Origin of the sequence: Streptomyces sp. NPDC006711, assembly GCF_042869775.1 — a bacterium.
Classification (GTDB): domain Bacteria; phylum Actinomycetota; class Actinomycetes; order Streptomycetales; family Streptomycetaceae; genus Streptomyces.
The window spans coordinates 181269-201821 of the sequence record NZ_JBIAGO010000003.1 but is presented as its reverse complement, the minus strand read 5'-3'; the positions used below and the strand labels follow the sequence as shown (position 1 = coordinate 201821).

Annotated in this window: 19 protein-coding genes; 7 read left to right on the top strand and 12 right to left on the bottom strand. The window is 73.1% G+C overall.

What is annotated here, in order from left to right:
* Positions 1 to 151 precede the first annotated feature (151 nt).
* Positions 152 to 313, bottom strand: a complete 162-nt coding sequence (locus tag ACFYM2_RS08595) for a hydrophobic protein (RefSeq protein WP_350228528.1) — start codon at positions 311 to 313, stop codon at positions 152 to 154.
* A gap of 251 nt (positions 314 to 564) precedes the next feature.
* Between ACFYM2_RS08595 and ACFYM2_RS08590 the strand changes: the two genes are divergently transcribed.
* Together ACFYM2_RS08590 and ACFYM2_RS08585 are read left to right on the top strand one after the other, a co-directional pair.
* On the top strand, positions 565 to 744 hold the full coding sequence (locus ACFYM2_RS08590) for a CsbD family protein (protein ID WP_350234413.1): 180 nt from the start codon (positions 565 to 567) through the stop codon (positions 742 to 744).
* A gap of 286 nt (positions 745 to 1030) precedes the next feature.
* Positions 1031 to 1699 carry a DUF4097 family beta strand repeat-containing protein gene (locus ACFYM2_RS08585; RefSeq protein ID WP_358994277.1) on the top strand — a complete coding sequence of 223 codons (669 nt, stop codon included), beginning with the start codon at positions 1031 to 1033 and terminating at the stop codon, positions 1697 to 1699.
* An 80-nt stretch (positions 1700 to 1779) separates the two neighbouring features.
* On the opposite strand, the gene ACFYM2_RS08580 is transcribed toward ACFYM2_RS08585, so the two are convergent.
* Positions 1780 to 2280, bottom strand: coding sequence for a DinB family protein (locus tag ACFYM2_RS08580; protein WP_388834527.1), 501 nt, complete (start codon positions 2278 to 2280; stop codon positions 1780 to 1782).
* Between the two features lie 28 nt (positions 2281 to 2308).
* Positions 2309 to 2935 (bottom strand): SAM-dependent methyltransferase, encoded by a 627-nt coding sequence (locus ACFYM2_RS08575; RefSeq protein WP_388835103.1) that lies wholly within the window; start codon positions 2933 to 2935, stop codon positions 2309 to 2311.
* A gap of 147 nt (positions 2936 to 3082) precedes the next feature.
* On the opposite strand from ACFYM2_RS08575, the gene ACFYM2_RS08570 reads away from it, so the two are divergent.
* The 4 genes from ACFYM2_RS08570 to ACFYM2_RS08555 all read left to right on the top strand — a co-directional run bounded on the left by ACFYM2_RS08570 (position 3083) and on the right by ACFYM2_RS08555 (position 5124).
* Positions 3083 to 3694 (top strand): helix-turn-helix domain-containing protein, encoded by a 612-nt coding sequence (locus ACFYM2_RS08570; protein ID WP_388834525.1) that lies wholly within the window; start codon positions 3083 to 3085, stop codon positions 3692 to 3694.
* Between the two features lie 114 nt (positions 3695 to 3808).
* Positions 3809 to 4183, top strand: a complete 375-nt coding sequence (locus ACFYM2_RS08565) for a PadR family transcriptional regulator (protein ID WP_388834523.1) — start codon at positions 3809 to 3811, stop codon at positions 4181 to 4183.
* Entirely contained in the window at positions 4180 to 4794 is a 615-nt protein-coding gene (locus ACFYM2_RS08560; RefSeq protein ID WP_388834520.1) for an HAAS signaling domain-containing protein, read from the top strand. Before ACFYM2_RS08565 ends, ACFYM2_RS08560 begins: the two co-directional genes overlap by 4 nt.
* Positions 4795 to 4854: 60 nt before the next feature.
* Positions 4855 to 5124 carry a hypothetical protein gene (locus tag ACFYM2_RS08555; protein WP_388834517.1) on the top strand — a complete coding sequence of 90 codons (270 nt, stop codon included), beginning with the start codon at positions 4855 to 4857 and terminating at the stop codon, positions 5122 to 5124.
* 58 nt (positions 5125 to 5182) lie between these two features.
* On the opposite strand, the gene ACFYM2_RS08550 is transcribed toward ACFYM2_RS08555, so the two are convergent.
* The gene (locus ACFYM2_RS08550) at positions 5183 to 6010 is read right to left on the bottom strand and encodes a hypothetical protein (RefSeq protein WP_388834514.1); all 828 of its coding nucleotides are present in this window, start codon (positions 6008 to 6010) and stop codon (positions 5183 to 5185) included.
* 369 nt (positions 6011 to 6379) lie between these two features.
* On the opposite strand from ACFYM2_RS08550, the gene ACFYM2_RS08545 reads away from it, so the two are divergent.
* Positions 6380 to 8356: an NAD-binding lipoprotein gene (locus ACFYM2_RS08545; protein ID WP_388834512.1), complete on the top strand. Its 1977-nt coding sequence runs from the start codon at positions 6380 to 6382 to the stop codon at positions 8354 to 8356.
* A 61-nt stretch (positions 8357 to 8417) separates the two neighbouring features.
* On the opposite strand, the gene ACFYM2_RS08540 is transcribed toward ACFYM2_RS08545, so the two are convergent.
* The 8 genes from ACFYM2_RS08540 to ACFYM2_RS08505 are packed head-to-tail and all read right to left on the bottom strand — an operon-like array spanning position 8418 to position 20372.
* Positions 8418 to 10394, bottom strand: a complete 1977-nt coding sequence (locus ACFYM2_RS08540; protein ID WP_388834509.1) for a TOMM precursor leader peptide-binding protein — start codon at positions 10392 to 10394, stop codon at positions 8418 to 8420.
* Complete coding sequence (locus tag ACFYM2_RS08535; protein WP_388834506.1) at positions 10387 to 11850, bottom strand: hypothetical protein; 1464 nt, start codon at positions 11848 to 11850, stop codon at positions 10387 to 10389. The genes ACFYM2_RS08540 and ACFYM2_RS08535 overlap by 8 nt, the downstream gene beginning before the upstream one ends.
* Positions 11847 to 13172, bottom strand: coding sequence for a nitroreductase family protein (locus ACFYM2_RS08530; protein ID WP_388834504.1), 1326 nt, complete (start codon positions 13170 to 13172; stop codon positions 11847 to 11849). The genes ACFYM2_RS08535 and ACFYM2_RS08530 overlap by 4 nt, the downstream gene beginning before the upstream one ends.
* On the bottom strand, positions 13169 to 14425 hold the full coding sequence (locus tag ACFYM2_RS08525) for a thiopeptide maturation pyridine synthase (RefSeq protein ID WP_388834501.1): 1257 nt from the start codon (positions 14423 to 14425) through the stop codon (positions 13169 to 13171). The genes ACFYM2_RS08530 and ACFYM2_RS08525 overlap by 4 nt, the downstream gene beginning before the upstream one ends.
* Positions 14426 to 14480: 55 nt before the next feature.
* Positions 14481 to 15401: a lantibiotic dehydratase C-terminal domain-containing protein gene (locus ACFYM2_RS08520; protein WP_388834498.1), complete on the bottom strand. Its 921-nt coding sequence runs from the start codon at positions 15399 to 15401 to the stop codon at positions 14481 to 14483.
* Entirely contained in the window at positions 15395 to 18052 is a 2658-nt protein-coding gene (locus tag ACFYM2_RS08515) for a lantibiotic dehydratase (protein ID WP_388834495.1), read from the bottom strand. Before ACFYM2_RS08515 ends, ACFYM2_RS08520 begins: the two co-directional genes overlap by 7 nt.
* On the bottom strand, positions 18052 to 19365 hold the full coding sequence (locus ACFYM2_RS08510) for a nitroreductase family protein (RefSeq protein WP_358994238.1): 1314 nt from the start codon (positions 19363 to 19365) through the stop codon (positions 18052 to 18054). The genes ACFYM2_RS08515 and ACFYM2_RS08510 overlap by 1 nt, the downstream gene beginning before the upstream one ends.
* Complete coding sequence (locus tag ACFYM2_RS08505; RefSeq protein ID WP_388460016.1) at positions 19362 to 20372, bottom strand: hypothetical protein; 1011 nt, start codon at positions 20370 to 20372, stop codon at positions 19362 to 19364. The genes ACFYM2_RS08510 and ACFYM2_RS08505 overlap by 4 nt, the downstream gene beginning before the upstream one ends.
* Positions 20373 to 20553: the final 181 nt, after the last annotated feature.

Genomic DNA, 20553 nt, shown 5'->3' with positions numbered 1-20553 from the left:
CTCGCCGGTTAACAAACTGCCCCCCCGGGGGGGGTGGGGCCCCCCCCGGCCCCCCCCCCCGGCGCGCCCCCCGCCCCCCCCCGCGGCCGGGGGGGGCCCCCCCCGGGGGGGGGGCCCCCGCCCCTGTTTCCACGGGGGTGTGGTGGCTGTGTTACCAGCGATACCAGCGGCCGCTCCCACCACGCGGGCGGGCGACGAAACCGATGAGCCACACGACCAGGACCGCGATGGCGACCCACCACAGCACCTTGAGCGCGAAGCCGGCGCCGAAAAGGATCAGGGCGAGCAGGAGAACGAGAAGCAGGGGAACCATAGTTATCAACCTCCAGTTCGTCGTGTGCCCGGGAAGGTCCACGGCACACCCTCGAAACACCAAGATTTATCTTCCCCCTTCTCGCCGAGGGATTCATATGGAGCGCACCCGGGTGACACCCAGGGCAAAGGAAACACGCGAGGAGGGGGCGCCCGGATCGAGTTGGATCGAGTTGGGCCGAGACGGTTTAGAACCCGTGAATGTGGCCAGGTGTATCCATGTCAACGGTGTCCCACAGATTTTCGGGAGTGATGGTTGTGTCGGGTGACGAAAAGGCCCAGTCGAAGGTCGAGCAGGCCAAGGGCAAGGTCAAGGAGACGGCCGGCCGGACGGTCGGCAACGAGCGCATGGAGGCCGAGGGCCGCGCCGAGCAGGCCAAGGGCGACGCCCGCCAAGCCAAGGAGAAGATCAAGGACGTCTTCAAGCACTGACCGCTCGCGCGGTCCGCGTGGGGCCCGGCCGGGGTTTTCCGGCCGGGCCCCACGCGCCTGTCTGCCCCGCCTCGTTCGTCCGGCCCGGACCGACCACGTGCCTTCGCCCCGCGCACCCCTGGGCCGCCACCCGCGTGCCGCCGCCCGCGCCATGATCCGTCGGGCCGTCGCCTGAAGCCCGCTGAAACCGCCGTGATGCCCCGCTGAAACCCGCCTCGCGCACGCTCTTCCCACACCACGGCGAACAGCCGCGGAAGACGCAGACACCGAGTCGCAGGAGCGCATCATGCAGAAGTTCGACGCCACCGCCCCCGTCACCGCCGTCCTGGCCCTGCCCGCGGGCCGCGTCCAGATCGTCGCCACCGACCAGGCGGGGATCACGGTCGAGGTCCGGCCGGCGGACGGCGGCCGGAGCCGCGACGTCAAGGCCGCTGAGCAGACCACTGTCGCTTACGACAACGGCGTCCTGCGGGTCGAGGCCCCGACGAAGAACCAGTACCTCGGTCCCGGCGGCTCACTCGACGTGACCATCGAGCTGCCGGCCGGCTCACGCGTCGAGGCCCGGGCGGGCGCGGCCGAGTTCCGTACCGTGGGGCGCCTCGGCGACGTGGTCTTCGAGGGCGCGCACGGCGCCACCCACATCGAGGAGACGGCGGCTCTCCGCCTGACCGTCCACGCCGGGGATGTCGCGGTCGGCCGACTGGCCGGGGACGGCGAGATCACCGTCGCGGCGGGCGACATCCACATCGCCGAAGCCGTGCACGGCACCCTGACGCTGCGTACGGAGTCCGGGGAGATCACGGTCGGCGCCGCCCGAGGCACCCGCGCCACGCTGGACGCGGGCACCTCCTACGGCCGTATCCACAACGCTCTCACCGGCGGCGCGAGCGAGGCGGCCACCTTGAACATCCACGCGACCACCACGCGCGGCGACATCACGGCCCGCACCCTGTGAGGGGCGCGTCACGCGGGCAGAACGCCCGGCGGCCCGGCGTTTTTCAGGCGCCCCCGGCGCACCCGGGCCCGTCGCGTCGTTCAGCGGCCCGTCGCGCCGTCGATCAGTTCGCGGAGGATGTCCGCGTGCCCCGCGTGCCGGCCCGTTTCCTCGATCATGTGGGTGAGTGCCCAGCGGACACGGGGAGCGGGGCGGCCCGGGTGGGAACGGGGGAGCGGGTCGCCGGGATCGGCGCAGCCGTCGAGGACGTCGTTCGCGCGCGCGACGGCGTCCCGGTAGCGGGAGACGACATCGCTCACGCTGTCCCCGGGGTCCGCGTGGAACGTCGCCTGCCAGTCGGCGACCTCGGCGCCGAGGAACAGCGAACGCTCAACGCACGTCAGGTGGTTGAGCAGGCCGAGCAGATTCGTACCCGACGGCACCGCGGCCGCCCGCGCCTCCGGCTCGGGCGCGCCCTCCACCTTCGCGGCGACCGAGGACCGCAGATAGTCGAGGAATCCGCGCAGGACCTCGGTCTCGGTGTGGGCGGTCCGTGGCGGCGGGGTGTCGTGACGGCGGTCGCGAGGCGGGTCGCTGGGCACGGCGGGTCCTTTCTGTGGCGAGAGCCGGTCAGGCGCTTCGGCGGACGAGGAGGACGTGGTCGGTGACCTCGGCGGTACGCCCGTCCGGCCCGGTCGCCAACCGGCGTGGCGCATCGGCCCGTTCGACCGTCCAGCCCCCGGGGTCCAGGCCGATGCCCTCGGCCACTTCTCTCGGGCTCGGGTGGACAAGGCCCGGCTCCTGGTTCCACGACCACGGCGCGGTCGACCCATGGTCGACGACCAGGAACCGCCCGCCAAGACGCAGCGCGTGCGCGGCCGAGCGCAGGACGGCCGCCCGGTCAAGGTCCGCCGGGGTGTGCAGATAGTGGGCGCAGATCAGATCGAAAGCGCCAGGCGGGAAGGAGTCGTGCAAATCCCTTCGCGCCGCGGTGACTTGGTGGCTCAGACCCCGTGAGGCGGCGAGCCGGGTGAGCCGTGCGACCGCCACGGCGGAGATGTCGACCGCGGTGACCCGCCATCCCTGGCCGGCCAGCCACAGCGCGTCGCCGCCATTGCCGCAGCCGAGGTCCAGGGCGTCGGCCGGCGGCAGGCCCGTCACCACCTCCGTGAGGCGGACGTTCGGCTGCGGCTTCTCGTCCGCGGGCCGCCCCGCGTACAGGCCGTCCCAGAACGCGGTGGCCTCCCCGCTGCTCATCCCGCTGGTGCCTGCCCCGCTTCCGCCTGTCCCGCTGTTTTCCATGCCGCTGCCGCTCATCGACGCTCCTTGGGTGGGAATGCGCCCAGTCTTCGCCGAGCATCCCGTTGATGGCACGAAAACTTGCGGTTACGGCAAGATGGGCCGATGGATCGTGAGACGGACGACGAAGTACTCGGCGCGGTCGGACCGCGCCTGCGCGCACTGCGCCGGGAACGAGGCACCACGCTCGCCGCCCTCGCGGCGACGACCGGCATCTCGGAGAGCACGCTGTCGCGGCTGGAGAGCGGGCAGCGCCGGCCCAGCCTCGAACTGCTGCTGCCGCTGGCCCGTACCTATGACGTCCCGCTGGACGATCTCGTCGGGGCCCCACCCACCGGCGACCCCCGCATCCACCTCAGGCCGGTCAGGCGGCACGGGATGACCTTCGTGCCCCTGTCCCGGCGGCCCGGCGGGGTGCACGCGTTCAAGATGATCATCCCCGCGCGCCCGGAACCTCTCGAACCCACCCCGCAGACCCACGAGGGCTTCGAATGGCTCTACGTGCTGAACGGACGCCTGCGGCTCGTGGCCGGCCACCGCGACCTGACACTCCCGCCCGGCCAGGCCGCCGAGTTCGACACCTCCTTGCCGCACTGGCTGGGCAGTGCGGACGGCGGCGCGGTCGAGTTGCTGATCCTGTTCGGATTGCAGGGGCTGCGCGCGCACGTACGCCCCGGCGCGAATGACACGAATGAGCCGTCACAGGAAGGAAGTTGACGTCCCATCAGGGGTGCCGGTAACCGGGCGATGGCTGGATATCGGCGCGGCGGCGGGGCTCAAGACCGGCCCCTCCCGTACTGACCACTTGCGCCGCCAGGTATCTTGCATCGCATGGAACCAGGTGATTCGACCAAGCAGGCCCGGGCGGCGGCCCAGCTGCGCAAGGGCGTCCTGGAGTACTGCGTACTCGCCCTCATGCGGGACCGCCCCCGTTACGGCGTTGAACTCCTGCACGCCCTGGAGGACTCCGGCGCCCTGGCTACCAGCCAGGGCACGGTCTACCCGCTCCTCTCCCGGCTGCGCCGCGACGACCTGGTCACCACCACCTGGCAGGAGTCCGCCTCGGGACCGCCTCGTCGCTACTACGCGCTCACCGACAGCGGCCGGGTCGCGCTCGAAGGGTTCACCCGCGTCTGGCCCGGTTTCCGCGACGCCGTCGACGGCTTCCTCGCCGCCTCGCCCCCCACCACTGGAGAGCCCGCATGAAGACCTCAGCCGACGCCGTACGCGACTACCTCCACGCCGTGGAACGGGAGAGCTCCGCGCTGCCCGCCGAGCGCCGCCAGGAACTCCTCGCCGATCTCGCCGAGCACATCGAGGTGACGCGGGCCGAACGCCCCGGCGCCGCGACCGGCGACATACTCGCGGCCCTCGGTGACCCCCGCACGATCGCGGCCACCGCCCTCGCCGAGGCGGGGAGCGGTCCCGCCGGAGGCCTCGGTGGCGGCACCGCCGGGGCGCCGGCCTGGAGTGACGCCGGAGCGGCCGCCCGGAGCGGCAAGGTCCACCCCCTGGTGCCGCTCCTCATGCTCACGCTCTCGCTGCCCTTCATGATGCTTTTCCCCGGCGAGCCCGGGCCGGTCTTCGGCGTCCTGTTCCGCGTCGTCGGCGCGGTGCTCCTGTGCACCTCCGTGCACTGGGACGCGCGCCGCAAGACCACCGGGGTCCTGCTCACAGCGGTCGTGCCGACCGCCGTCATCGTGACCTGGAACCTGTCGGGCGCCCCGGGCGGCACCCAGGCCTTCCTGGCCAATCTGGTCACCTCGGCGGTGCTGATCTGCGCGGCGGTCTGGCTGTGGCGGGTTCGCCGCGCTTGAGGATCCGTGACCAGCGGTACGACGGGCGCGCGGCGGGCGACCGCCCTATGATCGTCCATTGTGGCGCATACGTTCGAAGAACTCGTGGAGATGCGGCGTACGGTCGACGCGGCGCACGCACAGGCCGAGGGGCTGCGGGGCCAGTACGGGCCGCCGGGCTCCCGATCGTGGTCGGCCCGCCAGTCGCAGACGTACGAGACGGCGTGGCGGGCCTGGCGTGACCTCGACCGGGACATGCGGGAGGCCGTCACCGCGTACGCCACCGAGCACGGCGAGGCCCGCCAGACCGTCGAGGCCCGGGTGCGGGATGCGGCGGGCTCCCCGCAGTAGCGGCGGCGCTCGGCGCGCGGGCTCCTGACCTGACCGACCCTGATCCACCAGACACCCCCTAGCGCCGGCCCGCGTCCCGTGGCGCGTCCTTGCGGCTGACCGCCAGGTAGCCGACGAGCGCGGCGATCGGCACGACGAGCGCGAGCGTGACCGGACCGGTTCCCCAGCCGAGTCCTGCCCGGTTCGTGGGCACCCCCATCCAGTCGGCGAACGACGCGCCCAGCGGCCGGGTCAGGACGTACGCCCACCAGAAGGCCGCCACCGTGTTCAGTCCCAGGTAGCGGCCGGACAGGGCGGGCACCGCGATCAGGGCGGTGAACAGGACCCCGGACGTGAGGTAGCCGAGGCCCAGCGTGCCCGCCGTGAGATCGCCGACGGCGGTGCCCAGGGCGAAGGTGGCCAGGACGGTGGCCCAGTAGAAGGCCTCGCGGCGGCGGGTGCGGATGCTGTGGATCGACAGCGTCCCCTCGCTGACGTACCAGGCGACGAGGAGGGCGGCCAGCGCCACGGTGAACGCCGCCGCCGAGACCGCGTAGGGGATGCCCACCACGACGTGGACCACGTCGGCGGCCATCGTGCCGAACACGCTGACCATCACGATCGCCGACCAGTACGTCCACGGCCGGTACCGGTCCCCGCGGAACTGCACGACCAGCGCGACGACCAGGCCCACGAGACCCAGCCCGCCCGCCGGAACCGGGCCGAGGACGCGGGCCAGATAGTCCGACGCGGTCTCGCCCATGCCGGTGGTCAGCACCTTGACGACCCAGAACAGGGCAGTGATCCGGGGCACCTTGCTCCAGGCGGAGCCGTCCCGCTCCGATGCGCCCCGGTGGCGCCCCTCCGGCCTCGGTCTGGCCTCGGCCTCGCTCATCGGCTGACCCATGGTCGTTCCCGCCCTCCCGGCGCACCGGCCCTCAAGCCCTCAACTGCCCCTGTTTCGGGCATGGTTGAGCTCATACGCTCCGCCGGGCGCGACCACCCGGCGGGAATGTCTACGCGACTGTAGACGATGACCCTGTGAGCCATGCGGGGAGGGGGCAGAGGAGTGCGGGGCACGGGCGCGCCGCGCCGGAACGCGAGATGCCGGCCCGTCAGTCGATCCGACCTGTTCACGCGTCCGGGTGATGGCGGGTCATACCTCTGGGTGAGTGCGGCGGACTTCGGCGTTCCGGGTGGCCGATCGCACTACCGTGAACCACAAGGTGATCGTAGGCCGACCGACCGCCTGTCTCTTGCTGCTGGAGGATCCGGGATGCGATACCTAGCGTCTCTCTGGCGGCGCCTGCAATACCGGTTCGACAACCTGGTCTCCCGCAGCACGTCCGCCCTCATCGGCTGGCTCACGCTCATCTGCCTGGCCGCCGTCGTTCCGATGAGCGTCCTCCTGGTGCGCACCGACCGCCGGGCTCCCGCCACCCTCACGGGGCAGCTGGTGGCGGTGTGGGTGACCGTCGGGCAGACCCTGAAGATCGGGGGCGCCGTCGGCTCACCCCTGTACGTCCTGGCGTCCGTCCTGCTAGCCCTGGTGGCGCTGCTGTTCGTCTCGACGCTGGTCAGCCTCATCACCACGGGAATCAACCGGCGCATCATGGAGCTGCGTCTGGGGCATTCCACGGTGCTGGAAGTGGGGCACACGGTCGTACTCGGCTGGTCCGACCAGATCTTCCCCGTCGTCTCGGAACTCGTGTCGGCCAACTCCAACCAGCCCCGGGCCGCCATCGCCGTCCTTGCCGCGAAGGACAAGGTGGAGATGGAGGACGAGATCAGCGCCCGGATCTCCTGCACCGGCAGCACGACCATCGTCTGCCGCAACGGCTCCACCACCGATCCGGCGGTGCTCGCCCGCGTCAGCCCGGGGACGGCGAAGGCCGTCCTCGTCCTGCCGCCGGGCACGGACGACGGGGACGCCCATGTGGTGAAGACGCTGCTCGCGCTCAACGCCTCGGTGCCGGGCATCGCCTCCGGGGCCCGCCCCGGCACCACGAGCGGCCCGGCCGGTGGGGACACCGAGGCGGACGAGACCGGCGCCGCCGTCGTGGTGGCCGCCGTGCGCGACACCGGCAACCACCTCACCGCGACCCTGGCCGCCGGCCCACGTGGCCGCATCCTGGCCATCGACGACATCGTCGCCCGCCTCCTCGTGCAGACCGCCCGCCAGCCCGGACTCTCGCTCGTGTACCAGGACTTACTGGACTTCGCGGGGGACGAGTTCTACGCCGTACCGGCCGACACACTGGCCGGGCGCACCTTCGGGGACGCCCTCCTCGCGTACGTCACGTCCTCGGTGGTGGGCCTCCTGCACGCCGACGAGACGGTCGCGCTCAACCCCGACCCCGAAACGACGATCATGGAGGACGACCGGATCATCGTCATCACCCGCGACGACGACACGGCGGTGCTCGACGACGCCGTGCCGTTCGTCGACGAGGGTTCCTTCGTCACGGCCGACCCCCGGGCGCCCGCCCCCGAGCGGCTGCTCCTGCTCGGCTGGAACCGGCGCGCCCCGCTCATCGTGGGGCAGCTCGCCTCCTACGCGAGCGCCGGAACCACCTTGGACATCGTCGCGCTCGGCGACGACTCGTCCATGCGCGGTGCCTACGACGCGGCCGCGGCGCAGGGGCCCATCGAGGTGACCCTGCACCGCGCGGACATCACGAATCCGTCCGTGCTCGGCGCGCTCGACGTGCCGTCCTTCGACAGCGTGATCGTCATCGCCGACCCGGGCCGCCTGCCGAGCGGCGACTTCGGCCTTGCCCGGGCGAGCGCGGACGTCGACGACAGGACGCTGGTGACGCTGCTGCACCTGCGGGCGATCGAGGAGGCCACGGGCCAGGAGATCCCGCTCACCACGGAGATGTCCGACGACCGCAACCGGCTGCTCGCGCCGGCCCGCGAGGGCGCCGACTTCATCGTCAGCGGCCGGCTCATCAGCCTCCTCATGTGCCAGATCTCGGAGAGCCCCTACCTGGCCGTCCTCTTCGACGAACTGTTCACGGCCGACGGGAGCGAGCTGTATCTGCGTCCCGCCACGGACTACGTCAGGGCGGGTGAAGAGGTCACCTTCGCCACCGTCGTGGCCTCGGCGCGGCACCGCAGGGAGTGCGCCGTCGGATACCGGCTGCGCGCGCAGTCGTCGCGGAGTCCGGCCTTCGGGGTCCGGCTCAACCCCGACAAGCGCAGGACCGTACGTCTGACGGCCGAGGACTCGGTGATCGTGCTTGCCGACTGACGGTGGGGGAGGGGACGGCCAGTGGTCAACTCCGTGGTGTAGAAGGGGAGTTGGGCCCAAGTCACGGGAACGGGTGCGGATGTGGGTTGACCTCGTCGGGGCGCAGAGGACGTGAAGTGTGGCCCAGCCGGTGGGAGACGGTCAGTACCCGGTCGAGGCCGGTGACGCGGCGCAGATGGTGGCCGAAGGTCATCGGGAGCAGGCCGGGGACGAGCGCCTTGACGCAGGAGAGGCCGGACGCGGCATGGACGGCGGTCGTCTGGTCGACGACGATCGCTTCGAGGCCGCTCGCGGCGAAGCGGCCGACCAACTCGTCGAGATCCGCCCGCAGATCTTCGTGGCGCGGCCAGGCGCAGCGGTCGGCGACCTCACGCAGACTCCGGCGCCCCTGCGGCGGTCCGCCGCCCGGCCTGAGCAGGAAGTCCAGCCGGCGGGCCGCGACCGGGTCGCAGTGGAGCAGCGCGTGGTCGTCCATCAGGCGGACCTGTTCGGGGTCCTCGCGCATCCGTACGGCGTCCCGCACGCGCTGCGGGTAGATGAGCCGGTACGCGTCGATGGCCGTGACCAGTTCGTGCAACGCGCCGAAGACGCCCCGCTCGGGGTCGAGTCCGGAACCTCCGGCGCACAGCACGCCGGGGCGGGGCTCGGCGCCCATGGCTGAGGGCCGGACATCGACGGCGGCGGCCCAGAAACAGGGGATGTTTTCGGGCCCGGTCACGTCGAAGACGTCGACGCGGTAGCCGGCGCGCTCCTCGATCCGGTCCGCGAGCAGGCCGATCCGCCGGTCGCGCGCGGTGCGCAGGTCGAGTGCGGGCGCGGGCAGGCGGGCGTACCAGGTGAGCAGGAACGCGTCGCGTTCGGCGAGTTCTAGCAGGCCATACAGCGTCGCCTCCTCGACGCAGCCTCCCAGCGCGCAGCCGTTGGAGATCTCGGAGACGAAGGGCCGGTCCGCCGAGGGTTGATGGCGGCCCAGACGGTAGTAGGCCAGGCTCTCGGGGACCAGGACCGGCCGCTCGCGGGTGAGGGAGTAGCCCCAGACCCACGGCATGGTCAGGTCGGGGTGGTAGGCCTGGAAGGGGAAGCCGGGCTCCTGGTAGCGGCGGGGTTCGTGGCCGCCGGTGGTCGCGGGGTCGAGCACGGCGCCGGGGTGGCGGGCGGCGAGTTCGCGGTGGCTGGCGTGCACCACGGTGCGCCGCCCGCCCGGGCGGCCTCCGCCGAGCCGTTCCAGCGCCTCGGCGATGGCGGTGACCTTCGCGGTACGGAAGTCGAGCGCGCGGCCATAGCCGCCGTCGACCGATTCGGGCGGGCCGACCTTCGCCTCGGCGAAGGGCAGGGCGTGCAGGCCGCGGGTCCTGAGTCCCTTGAGCACGCCGGTCTCGTCGTCGGCGTACCGGGCCTCGAGGACCGCGCGTTCCGCGCGCAGGTTCCGCACCCGCAGGACCTCCGGATCCGGTTTGAGCCGGGGGACGCGCGGGATGGTGGAACGGGCCGGGGAGTCGTCGGGCAGGTCGCCGCAGTCGGCGCAGTGCGGGTCGGGCAGAAAGCGGTGCCGGGTGATGTCGAGTCCGTCGAGGCGGATCATGGTGACGTCCTGCCCGGCGGCCGCCCGTTCGGCCGTCGCCTCGCCCGTGAGCCGGCGCACGGCCAGACGCGCGGCGAGGTCGGCGGCGACCGGCGTGAGCAGGGGGGAGACCGTGCCCGTGAAGCGGCTGCCGTAGGCGGCGCGCAGGGCCGCCTCCTCCGCCGCGTCGGCACGCGCTCCCGCGCGCCGGGCGGCCAGACAGCGGTGACAGCCCGGCACCCCGGTCCTGACCAGCGGACCGACGACCACACGATCGAGTTCCCCGACGACAAGCAGAAACGACTGACCCTCAACAGCCGCCATTTCCAACAGTAGTGACGCGGCGTCAGGTGTGTCGGCCGCGACGAGGTGGATCCCCGGCGCGGCCACGGAGTGCGACCGGCGTATCAGGGCCCGGCCGAGCAGACCGCCGTCGTGGTGCACCCGGACGGCGGCCGGCAGGGGGTCTTCAGTCATCGCAGCGCACCGCTCTCAGCAGGTAGGGCAGTATCTCGGTGGCGGCCGGATCGTGATCGAGTGGCACGATCAGCGCGCCGCGTGCGGGGCCGCGCAGGTCGCTCAGCGCCGCCGCGACCGCCTCGTCGAAGGTGGCGCCCGCGCCGAGCCCGCGCGGCACGCGCCCGGCGTCCGCGCGTACGCGGTCCACCGCGAGCAGGTGGACGCTGTCGTGCTCGGGCGACCACGCCCACAGTGCGGGGCCGCCGAGTGCCGGGACGAATCGCCGGGGGTCGAGGGCCAGCAGCGCGTACAGCGTCAGGGCGCGCCGCGCGGTGCGCAGGCGCGCATGGGTGAAGTCGGCTCCCGTGGAGAGGACTTGGTGCTCCGCCCGGCCGGTGCGCGGGTCGCGGACCAGGGCCCGAGAGGCGTACCTCGGGAACTGCGGCAGAGCGTCCTCGTCCAGATCGGCGAGGAGTCCGCCGCGCTGGTCGAGGCAGCTCGCGGCGCGCCGCGAGAACTCCTCGGCGTCGACGGCGGCACCCTCGCGCAGGGAGGCGATCGTGGCGAGGAACGCCGCGCGGGACTCAGGTGCGGCAGGAAGCGTGTCCGGGTGGGGCCGGTAGGTGTGACGGGTGGTGGTCAGCGTCGCGGTGTCCAGCCGGACGAGCGAACGCGGCTCGTCCGTGGCGCCGGACGAGGGCGCGAGACAGTCCCGCTGGAAACGGTGCGCCAGCAAGGTCGCGGCGAACACGGCCGTTTCAAGGCCCAGTTGGGGCTGCGGAGGCATGGGCTGTGTGCCGTGGACGCGCAGCCACGCGCCGAGCCAGCCACCGGCGGCGCGGCCCGGGCCGGGGGGCAGCGCCGGGCCGAGCCACCACGCCCGCGCGTCCCGGACGGCGGCGGCGAACCACAGGCCGTGCGCGCGGCAGTCCTCGTCGAGCCGGGCGATCGAGTGAGGGTCCTCGCCGTCCGCGAGCAGCAGCAACGCGTCCTGGCCGCCGCCCGCCACCTCGGCCAGGGCGGCCGCGTGCCCGGTCACCGGGGTCACGCCCGACAGCCCGGTGAGTCCCAGCGCGTCCGTGAGGGCGCTCACCCCGGCCGGAGGGCCGAGGGCCAGCACCCTGAGCTCCGCGTACGCGCTCGCGCGCTGGTCCGGATCGGACGTCGACCGGTCCTCCAACAGGCCGTGCTCGTCGATGAGTTGAAGGACGCGCAGCACTGTGGCGCGACGAGTTCCGTCCAGTCCTTCGAGCAACTGGCCCACCGTGCGCGTGCCGTCGAGGAACGGCATGAGGCGGTCGAGCCACTGCGCGATACCCGGGGCGGCGATGAGGTCGATGCCCCGGCTCGACCGCACATGGACGGTCCCGCTGCCACTCGGGGTCACGAAGACGTCGGGCCGCAACAGGGGCATGGATTCGGGGGTGATCGCGGAGTTCTCCGCCGGGCGGGGATCGGCAGGGCCGAGGATCACGGCAGATCCTTCTCGCTGAGCAGCTGGCAGACGGGTGTGCCGCTGCCGCGTTCGTGGCCGAACAGGGCGGCGAGCAGCGTGGTGCGTTCGGGGCCGGCGTCCAGCAGGTCGTCGGCGGCCGCGGTGTCGACATCGCAACGGAGCCCGGCGCCGAGGCCGTGGCGTGCCGCGGCCACGCCGAGCCGTTGGCCGATGACGCCGGCTCGCAGATTGAGCATCCGATACCAGCGGTCCCCGAACCGGGGATAGCCGGACTCGTAGTCGCCCGTGACGAGTACGGCGAACGCGGCCTCGAAACCGGCCAGTTCACCCGGGCCACCGGGTGGGAACAGGTCGCGGGGCGTGGCGTCGGGCGCGACCGGTACGAGCCGGCCCGTACGGCGGTCGCGACGGTGGCACCCGGTGTCCAGGCCGGTAACGCGGTGGGCGACCACGTACAGCTCGCAGGGGGCGGGCGGGGCGTGGTCGAGAGGGACCGGCCCCGCGGCGTCCGCCAGGATGGCGAGCAGCGCGGGCAGGGGGACGGGGGCCGGCTCGAATCCGGCGCGTGCGGTACGGCGGCGCAGCAGTGCGGTGCCGGGCGCGAGCGCGTCCGGTGTCCGGGCGGTGATGACGGCGTGGACAACCTCCGCCCGGGCGTCGAGGCCCAGCAGGCGGCCCAGCTCCTCGCCCGAGAAGCAGGCGTGCGCGGTCGGCTCGGCGCCGGCCGACTCCAGCAGGGTGAGTGCCTGTCCGGTCAGCACGCCCGTGTCGAGCGCCTGGAGGCGGTGGCCGAAGGGGCCGTAGCGGGCCACGTTCGCGTCGAGTCGGCTGGTGATCAGCACGGCCAACTCCAGTACTTCAGGCGGGGGTTGGTTCAGTGCGTGGATGACGCTGGTGCGCTGGTCGGTGCGGGAGAGCACTTCGAGGGCGTGGACGGATGGCAGATAGTGGCAGAGCCCCGAGGGCGTGGCGAGGTACACCTCGCCCGGGTAGGCGCCCCCGCCGGACGGCACCGGTCGCCCGGCGCTCGCACCCGTGCCGGTCCAGTCGATCCGGGTGACGCCGTTGATCAGGGCGAGGAGTGCGCCAAGCGGTTCCGGGAACGCGGCCGGATGCCGGTTGCCGGAGCGTGCCGGCGCGAAGTCCGGGGGGAAGAGCAGGGGCAGGACGGGCGCGCCGGGATGGTGCTTGGGCGCGGTGGTGCCCGCCGCCGGGTCGATGGCGGGCAGCACCCGCCCGTGCCGCAGGTGGAAGCGGCGCGCGGCGGCCCCACCGGTCTCGACGGCCGAAGGGTAGGCGCCGGGCGAGGATGCGGGTGAGGCCGCCGGGGTCCTCGTCATCCGCGCGCCCGCGCGGGTGGGGCGGTGGTGCCCGGAGCGCCGGGCTCGGCCGGGACGGTGGTGTCCTCCGGAGTGTTGCGGGTTCGCGCGGTGTCCTTTTCCTCCGGCGCGTCGGCGCCGTCCGCCGCCGTGGCAAGGACGAGGTCCAGGGCGCTGACGCCGTAGACCTCCTCCACCGCGTTCGCCGCGAGGTGGCACAGCAGATAGCGGGTCAGGCCCGGCAGGCCGAGGCGGGAGAGGTGCAGATAGGTGTAGTTGAGCATCAGGCGGTAGCGCAGGAAGCGCGGATCGCGGTACATCATCCGCTTGTACGTGGCGCTGCCGCCGATGGCCCGGTGCAGCGGGCTGGTGGAGAGCAGACCGCCGATACCGTTCTCCTCGTCCGTCGGGATCTCCGCCTCGGGTATCTCACCGGCCTCGTACAGAGCGGTCCAGCGGCCGCCGAGTGGGTCGATCGCGGCCACCCAGCGACGCGGGGCCGCCGCCTGTGCCGCCTCGGTTCCCGTGCCGGACGCGGGGGAGTCGAAGGCGGCCACCACCTCGCGGACCTGCGCGGTGAGCACCGTACGGTTGGCCGCGTACCGCGCCTCGAAGGCGTCCCGCACCTCGGGCCCCACGGTGCTCAAGTACCCCTCCGCATGGGAGCGGAAGGAGACGAAACCGCGCCGGATCGACGGGTCCCGCGGGTGGCGGCAGAGGGTGTGCGCGGTGGCCAGCATCAGGCGCAGGGCCAGTGTCTCGCGCGGCAGCCCGGCGGCGACCGCCTCCAGGTGCTCGAAGAGCAGACCGTTTGTCTCCTGATAGAACAGGGCCAGTTCGTCGGCGCCCACCGGACAGCCCAGCACGTCGACGCGACGGTCGTGCTCCTCCCAGGTGATCGAGTTGTCCTGGCGGAACGGCGTCAGTGGCCCGGGTTCACGTTCGGCCTCGGCGAGGCGCCGGTGCAGTGGCAGCAGGGCGGCTTCGTCGAGAGCCGGCGCGGTGGACGGCCGTGCCCGCAGGTGCCCGCCGACCAGTTCGGCCACGGCGGGGACCACCACGGAGTCGAAGGCGCCGGGCGTGGCCCGCACGACCAGCCGCAGATGGGGCCCTCTGCGCCAGTGCCGCAACACATAGGCCGAGGAGACGTGTTCGGCGCAGCGCTCGATCACCGGGCGCACGGCGCGAAGGATCAGTTGGTCGGTGTCGTCACCGAAGTACGCGATGTGGGCCGCGCGCCATTCTGGCTCTTCTGTCGGCGGGATGGCTGTCACGCAAGTCGCTCCTTGGCGGTTCTTCGCTGTCCTGGTCCGTCGCTGCCGGGAGTCGTCAGGGTGGTTCGGCGGTGGTGTGCCGGGTTTGGCGCCGGGCGGGGGACCCACCTGGTACGTCGTCGCCCGTCAGCTCCGCCACCGCCAGCAGGGCGAGGGCGCGCAGGGTGGCCTCCTGACCGAGACGTATGCCGAGCCGGTTGCACGCCAGGTGGGTCAGATGGCCTGCCAGGCGCGCGGGCTCGGCGGCTCCACGCTGGGCGTCGCGGCACGCGGCGAGCCATCTGCGCACCGGGTCGGTGTCCGCCGGGCCCTGCCCGGCCGCCGCCGTGCGTGCCGCGCGGGCGACGGTGAGCAGGGCGGCGCGTCTGGTCCCGTACTGCACCAGCACATCCGGCGTCGCCCGGCTCGCCTGGACAGGCGCGTCCACGCTGCCGGCCAGTAGGGCGAAGCAGTGCGCCGACCGCCGCGCCGGGCTCCACCGCTCCCGTACGGCGCCGAGCGCCAGCTCGCTACAGAGCGCGAAGGCGTCCTCCATGGCCCGCAGCGCGGCGCCGTGGCCGTACTTTCCGTACTCCCGGCGGTAGGGGACAAATGCGAGACTGTCGTTGGGGGCCAGGGCGCCGGGTTCGCTCTCCGGCTCGTACACGCTCAACTCGCTTGCAAGCACGGCATAGTGACGGTCCGTCATGGGCTGTGAGGGTGGCAGCTCGTGGAACAGGGCCGAGGCGTGGGCGGCCAGGACGGCGCGTGCCTCGGGTTCTGCCTCCGGCGCGGTGAGACGCACCCGCAGGCGCAGGTGGGGGCCGCCCTGCCAGTGCCGGAGGAAGAAGAAGTGGTCGGCCAGGGCGCGCTCTCGCAGTTCCGTCATGACCGGGGGGACCAGTGTGCCCACCACCAGGTCCAGCGGATGGCCGGTGAACAGGTGGGCGCCGACCCACCGGTTTTCCGGCTCGCCCACCTGCGGGCGCGTCAGCATGTCCGCTCCCGCCCGTGCGCGGCCGAGGGCACCTCGATCACGAACTCGGTCACGTGCCTGCGGCCGTCCTGGTGGGCCGGGGCGTCGTGGAGGTCCGGCAGGGCCTCGGTGAGCAGCAGGGGCCGGCCCGTGGCGGCCGCGCGTTCGAAGACGCGCAGCAGGTGCGCGTGGGCGAAGTCCAGGTACACCGGCTTGCGGTCCTTGTCGCGCAGCGCGGGTCCGGTGAAGCCGTCGGCGGGGCGCGCGGTGAGGGAGCGCAGGAAACAGCGCCGTGGCAGACCGAGGGCCGCGCGCCAGGTGTGCACGCGCACCAGGTACGCGGCGTCCGACTCCCCCGGGGCCCGGGCGGGCGCCCCGCCCGCGTCGATGAACCAGGTGGCGCGGCGGAGCACCACGGCGCCGAGGGCGAGCCGTGGCATCGCCGACCAGCCCGGGGCGGCTCCGGTGTGCTCCGAGGGCAGCAGCCGCCACAGCTGGGGCCAGTCCGCCCAGAAGGCGTAGGAGGTCTGGCCGAACGCCTCCACCAGCAGACGGGCCTGCGCGGGCAGGAGCGGGGTGGCGAGCAGTCCGAGGTGGAGCGGTCGTATGACGCGGCCGGTGGCGCGGTGGACCAGGCGCAGACGCCGGGTGCGCGGGTCGTGGACGACGTCCAGGTCACCCGGGCGGATCAGCCGCTCGGGCGGCCGGTGCGAGGTAGAGCCGTCCAGGTCGATGGCGTAACGGGTGGCGGGCGCGCGCTGGTTGAGGGCGCTGGCGAAGACGGCGTCGAACTCGACGGGCCGGGGACGGCTCGCCGGACCCTCACTCATCCCGTCGATGTGCGTGTCGCCGGCCGGTTCGCCCAGCAGACGGGTGATGCGGGTCAGACCGGTGCCGTGGCCGCAGGTCACCGTGTTGAGGACCAGGCCGAGACCGGAAGGTGGGCCGGGCAGCGTCTGCACGTAACAGGTGTGGGTGTCGCCCGAGGTGTCCGGCTCGGGCCATGCTCCGCAGAGGTCACGGACCTCGTCGGGGACGAGACGGATCGTGCCGTCGGGCGCGGGCGCCGTGGCGGCGATCAACTGGCGCAGCGCATCCTGTCGGCGCGCGTCGCGCCCGGTGGGCGGGTGCGACCCGGCCGCCTCCCACCACCCGCCGAAGTCCTGGAGGAAACGGGTGAACGACCTCGTGAAACCCGGGCCGTAGACGCTCACCGCCTGCTGTCGCAGGGCCGCGCGCGGCGGTGCGAGGGTGTCGAACGGGGTGAGTAGCGCGGGAACCAGAGCGAGATCGGCGAGCGCGGGCCGCCACGCGTCCGGGTCGAGCGCGACAGCCGTGTCGTCGGCGACCGTGTGGGAGAAATACAGCGGGCTCTGCTCCAACTGCTCGGTGGGGCCCAGGAGTTCAAGCCGTTGCGCGGCCTTCGTGAGGTGCCGGCGCAGACCGGCGGTGATGGCGCGGTGGGAGCCGGCGTCGGCGGTCCGCGCGGCCTCGATCTGGTCGCGGACGGCGCGCAGGTCGTCGAGCAGCAGAGACAAGCGGTCTTTGGTCCGTGGCCGCGGAAGGTGCCGGCCGAGCCATGCGCACAGCGCGGCGGCGTCGAGGTCCTGGTCGGGCAGCCCGATGCGGACCTCAAGCAGGCCCAGCCGGACGAGCCGGGTGATGACGGCGTCGGCGGTGCTCCCCGGCCCGCCCGCACCCAGCAGTTCACGTAACCGCTGGGGGCTGCCCGCCTCGGCGACCGCCCGCAGGATCGCATTCAGCGCCCCGGTGGCGGGCAGGGTGCGCACCGCGCCGGACGGACCCGGCACGGTGAACAGCCACCGCTCTCCCTCGGCGGACCGCTCGGGCGTGGCCGTCGGGTTGACGCGCAGCTGGACGGCATGGCCGAGCTCGGGTACGTGGGCGAGGGCCGCGGCGATCCGGGACAACGGCAGCAGAGCCACCTCCGCCGGATGGGTCCGTTTCCGTGCGGTGCTCCTCAGGTCCACGGCGGGGCCGGCGCCCGCAGCCCAGCGGCCCCGGCCGCTGGCCGCGAAGGTGGTCAGGGGGGTGGGCTTGGCCATCGCGCGGCCCGCGTACTTGGCCAGCCGCACGGCCGCATCGTCCAGTGGACGCCGCCCGGCCGTGTCGTGTGCGGCCCAGCGCAGCAGGTCCTCGTACAGGTCCGGGCTCGCGTAGTCGAGGCCGGTGGCGAACTCCGGGTCCCGCACGAGGGTGCGCAGCGCCCGCGCCGCCGTCCGGGTCTCGGCCGGCAGGACCCGCTCCAGTTCGGCGAAGCGTTCGTCGCGGGTGTGGCGCAGCGCGGCATGGGCCCGCAGGCGCGCGGTGAGCGCTTCGCCAAGGATGCCCGGCGGGGCCGCCGCGTCGACGAGGGAACCGATGCGGGCTCCCTGGTGCACGGCCCGGCGCAGTCCCACCAGCTTGGCCTTGAAGGGGCGGGCCCGCTCGGCGCCGATCACGCCGTACAGCGCGTCACTGAGCTGTTGTGCCTCCAGTAGGAGACGTTGGTCCAACAGGGCTATGTCCAGGGCGAGTTCGGTGCTGAGCGGGATGCGGGAGGCGTCCAGCGCGGTGGTGGGCAGTCCGGCGATCCGGGCGCCCACGGGGTGGCGGGGCGGGGAGGGTGCGGGGGTGGTGGGCGCGGTGGGGGACGGCATGTTCGAGTGCATCAGAACACCACCGGGAGGCGAAAGGCGGCTCCGGGCCGGGCCGCGCCGATGGCCACCTGGAAGAGCACGGTCTCCTCGCCGGGGGCCAGCCCGAGCAAGTGCTCGGCGCGAGCGGCGTCGTAACCGTTGTGGATTCGAGCGGACAGGCCGTGGCGGGCCGCCGCCACGCAGAGCAGGTGCGCGGCCGCCCCTGCTGACAGGTGCAGTCGCCGGAAGGCGTCCGCGCCGTACCGCGCGACGGCGGTGGCGCGCCGCACCGCGATGTAGGCGGTGCAGGCGGTCGCGCGGAAGTTCATCGAGACCCGGCCCTCGGTCTGCCCGATCTGTTCGAGCGAGACGAGCGGGTCGCCGTCGCCGACCTGCTGGAAGTGGCCGTCGCTGTGGACGTAGTGACCGGGCGCGTGGCCGGCGACGCGCTGGAGGAGCAGGTGACAGGAGAAGTCGGCGAAGGGCGCCGAGGCCAGGGCGGCGGCGGCATCGGAGAGGAACGCGTGCGGGGCGGGTGCCGGATCGGGGTCGAACAGTGCGGCGCCGGAGTGGCGGGCGCGGAGCGCGGAGGCCAGGTCGGGCGGGAGCCAGGCGGGAGGGGTCGGGGTCCGGGTGGCGGGCAGGAACTCTACGTAACCCATCGGATGCTCGCCCCGCGGCAGGCGGCCCGCGCACAAGCCGTACAGCATGTCCCGGTCCAGGCCCGCGTGGGTGCGCAGCCCGAGCGCGGCGGCGACCAGACACACCGCGCCGAGCAGCATCCCCGCTTCTTGCGCGCACAGACGCGGCGCGTAGGCACCGTACAGGCGTGCCGTGCGGGCGAACCGGCTGCTGATCACTGCGAACCGCGAGTCGCCGGGGCCGCACTCCTGATCATGCGTCAACAAGCGTGGCAGCGCGACGAGTTGATGGTGCAGCGGATCGAAGCGGAACGTCGCGGTGGGGGCGATCAGAGTGAGTTCGCTCGGGTAGCGGCATCGTGCGGAGGCCACCGCGCGATGCAGCGGCCAGCCGCCGGGGGTCGCATCGTGCTGGAGCAGACCGTAGGAATAGTGCAGCAGAGCGGCGAGGGTGGCCGGGTCGGCGAGGCTTGCCCGGGCGTCGCGGGGCGGGGTCAGATGGAGTGGCGGCGGCGCCAACGGTAGGCGCGCTCCTTGGGGGAGTGGGTCGTGCTCGGCGTCGTCGGCGTGTCCCGGTGCCGGGTGACCTGTGGCGAGTGTGTCCGGGATGGCGCGGCGGGAGTACACCGCCTCCGCCCATAGGTCCTCGGGAAAGGGGGCGCCGTTCGCGAGGTCCAGGGAGACGCGTTCCGTCGCGCCGGTCATGGCGACTCCGCGCCGAGGAAGCGAGCGGTGACCGGGTCCAGTACGGCGGCCCGAAGGGGGTGCGCAGGACCGGAGGACTCGGCGACGGCGTCCAGGCCCCCGACCCGGTGCAGCAGGTGCAGGCAGAGCTGGTTGGCGGCCAGGGCCGCGACCGGGCCACCGAGGTAGGGACTCGGCTCATCCACGTCCGCCGGGTCCTCGGCACGCGCGGGGCGCGCCGTGGTGTGCTGGCCGTTCCCGCCGCCCGGGGGCGCGTCCGCGCCCGCGGGTCCTGGGGTGTCGACCGCGCTGATCACGACGTGTCCGCCCTGCCCGACCACCTGCCCGTACGGAATCCCGGCCCGGCGCGCGAGGGCGCGGGCCGGACCCGCCGTCGAGGGGTCGAACACGTCCGAGCCGAGCAACAACGCGCCGACTCCGGACGGCAGTTCACCAGAGCCGGCGCTCAACTGCTCGTAGTGGAAGGAGCCGCCCTCCTCCTTGAGCAATGCGACACACGCGCGCAGCCGGTCCACGTCCGTCGATGCCTCGGTGCTCCCCGGGCGCTCGTCGAGGCGGAGGCGGACATGTGCCACACCCGAGGCCAGTAGAGCGAGCACGAGGGCGCCCGCCAGCTGCCCGGAGCCGACCACGAGGGGAGCGCAGTCGCGATACCGCTCGAAGCGGTGCTCGGGTGAATCGGCGCGCGCCGCGATGAAGTCGATCAGTGCGGCGTGGCGTGCGCGGGTCCCCGGGCTCAGGCCGTGGGGCAGATCCGCCGTCGCGTCCCGTACGAAGCCTTCCCGGGTGAGCAGTTCGACGAGCGCGCGGACGTGGTGCGCGGCCTGGGGCGGCAGTCCCGCGGTGAGCTGGTCCAGGGTGGTGCGGCCGTCGAGGTAGGGCCGCAGTCGTTCGAGCCAGGGGTAGATGCCGGGCTGGGCGAAGGCGGCCGTGTGCCGGGGCCCGCTGATCACCACGCCACGGTCCGAGGGCAGCAGACGGGTGTCGGGAAGCAGCCTCGGCTTCATCTCCACCTCCTCGGGACGCCCCGTCCAGAACGCGCTCTCACCAGCGGGGCGCGCCGGACGAAGCCGCGCTCGCGGCCTCCGGGCGGCCGACACTAGCGGAGCCGAATGGTCTAGTCCACCCCCTTCCGTGCACCCCAACTGTCACGCTAGTGTCCCAATTGGACGTCCAAATACGCCTGTT

What these genes read in the sequence shown, in the direction of transcription:
- ACFYM2_RS08595 (WP_350228528.1), bottom strand. Translation starts at nt 313, where the DNA reads ATGGTTCCCCTGCTTCTCGTTCTCCTGCTCGCCCTGATCCTTTTCGGC.
- ACFYM2_RS08590 (WP_350234413.1), top strand. Translation starts at nt 565, where the DNA reads ATGGTTGTGTCGGGTGACGAAAAGGCCCAGTCGAAGGTCGAGCAGGCC.
- ACFYM2_RS08585 (WP_358994277.1), top strand. Translation starts at nt 1,031, where the DNA reads ATGCAGAAGTTCGACGCCACCGCCCCCGTCACCGCCGTCCTGGCCCTG.
- ACFYM2_RS08575 (WP_388835103.1), bottom strand. Translation starts at nt 2,935, where the DNA reads ATGAGCAGCGGGGAGGCCACCGCGTTCTGGGACGGCCTGTACGCGGGG.
- ACFYM2_RS08570 (WP_388834525.1), top strand. Translation starts at nt 3,083, where the DNA reads ATGGATCGTGAGACGGACGACGAAGTACTCGGCGCGGTCGGACCGCGC.
- ACFYM2_RS08565 (WP_388834523.1), top strand. Translation starts at nt 3,809, where the DNA reads ATGGAACCAGGTGATTCGACCAAGCAGGCCCGGGCGGCGGCCCAGCTG.
- ACFYM2_RS08560 (WP_388834520.1), top strand. Translation starts at nt 4,180, where the DNA reads ATGAAGACCTCAGCCGACGCCGTACGCGACTACCTCCACGCCGTGGAA.
- ACFYM2_RS08550 (WP_388834514.1), bottom strand. Translation starts at nt 6,010, where the DNA reads ATGGGTCAGCCGATGAGCGAGGCCGAGGCCAGACCGAGGCCGGAGGGG.
- ACFYM2_RS08545 (WP_388834512.1), top strand. Translation starts at nt 6,380, where the DNA reads ATGCGATACCTAGCGTCTCTCTGGCGGCGCCTGCAATACCGGTTCGAC.
- ACFYM2_RS08540 (WP_388834509.1), bottom strand. Translation starts at nt 10,394, where the DNA reads ATGACTGAAGACCCCCTGCCGGCCGCCGTCCGGGTGCACCACGACGGC.
- ACFYM2_RS08530 (WP_388834504.1), bottom strand. Translation starts at nt 13,172, where the DNA reads ATGACGAGGACCCCGGCGGCCTCACCCGCATCCTCGCCCGGCGCCTAC.
- ACFYM2_RS08520 (WP_388834498.1), bottom strand. Translation starts at nt 15,401, where the DNA reads ATGCTGACGCGCCCGCAGGTGGGCGAGCCGGAAAACCGGTGGGTCGGC.
- ACFYM2_RS08515 (WP_388834495.1), bottom strand. Translation starts at nt 18,052, where the DNA reads ATGCACTCGAACATGCCGTCCCCCACCGCGCCCACCACCCCCGCACCC.
- ACFYM2_RS08510 (WP_358994238.1), bottom strand. Translation starts at nt 19,365, where the DNA reads ATGACCGGCGCGACGGAACGCGTCTCCCTGGACCTCGCGAACGGCGCC.
- ACFYM2_RS08505 (WP_388460016.1), bottom strand. Translation starts at nt 20,372, where the DNA reads ATGAAGCCGAGGCTGCTTCCCGACACCCGTCTGCTGCCCTCGGACCGT.